Genomic DNA, 1068 nt, shown 5'->3' on the forward strand with positions numbered 1-1068 from the left:
CGGGAAAATCCTGCAGGCGGATTACAACACGCTGATGGCGGCGGCGAAAAAGGATTATGAAGCGACGCTGAAAAAGCCGAAACAGTCCAGCGTGAAGGTGTCTGCGGGCGATCGTCAGGAAGACAGTGCTCATGCTGCCCTGCTGACGCTTCAGGCAGAACTCCGGACGCTGGAGAAGCATGCCGGAGCAAATGAGAAAATCAGCCAGCAGCGCCGGGATTTGTGGAAGGCGGAGAGTCAGTTCGCGGTACTGGAGGAGGCGGCGCAACGTCGCCAGCTGTCTGCACAGGAGAAATCCCTGCTGGCGCATAAAGATGAGACGCTGGAGTACAAACGCCAGCTGGCTGCACTTGGCGACAAGGTTACGTATCAGGAGCGCCTGAACGCGCTGGCGCAGCAGGCGGATAAATTCGCACAGCAGCAACGGGCAAAACGGGCCGCCATTGATGCGAAAAGCCGGGGGCTGACTGACCGGCAGGCAGAACGGGAAGCCACGGAACAGCGCCTGAAGGAACAGTATGGCGATAATCCGCTGGCGCTGAATAACGTCATGTCAGAGCAGAAAAAGACCTGGGCGGCTGAAGACCAGCTTCGCGGGAACTGGATGGCAGGCCTGAAGTCCGGCTGGAGTGAGTGGGAAGAGAGCGCCACGGACAGTATGTCGCAGGTAAAAAGTGCAGCCACGCAGACCTTTGATGGTATTGCACAGAATATGGCGGCGATGCTGACCGGCAGTGAGCAGAACTGGCGCAGCTTCACCCGTTCCGTGCTGTCCATGATGACAGAAATTCTGCTTAAGCAGGCAATGGTGGGGATTGTCGGGAGTATCGGCAGCGCCATTGGCGGGGCTGTTGGTGGCGGCGCATCCGCGTCAGGCGGTACAGCCATTCAGGCCGCTGCGGCGAAATTCCATTTTGCAACCGGAGGATTTACGGGAACCGGCGGCAAATATGAGCCAGCGGGGATTGTTCACCGTGGTGAGTTTGTCTTCACGAAGGAGGCAACCAGCCGGATTGGCGTGGGAAATCTTTACCGGCTGATGCGCGGCTATGCCACCGGCGGTTATGT

At 58.5% G+C, this 1068-nt stretch carries 1 protein-coding gene; it reads left to right on the forward strand.

Annotation, left to right across the window (positions count from 1 at the left end):
• Positions 1-1068, forward strand: a 1068-nt coding sequence (locus J5M57_RS27850) for a phage tail tape measure protein (RefSeq protein WP_207872060.1), incomplete at both ends; no start/stop codon positions are given.

Source organism: Pseudomonas sp. 86_A (assembly GCF_017491705.1).
In the GTDB taxonomy this organism is placed as follows: domain Bacteria; phylum Pseudomonadota; class Gammaproteobacteria; order Pseudomonadales; family Pseudomonadaceae; genus Aquipseudomonas; species Aquipseudomonas koreensis.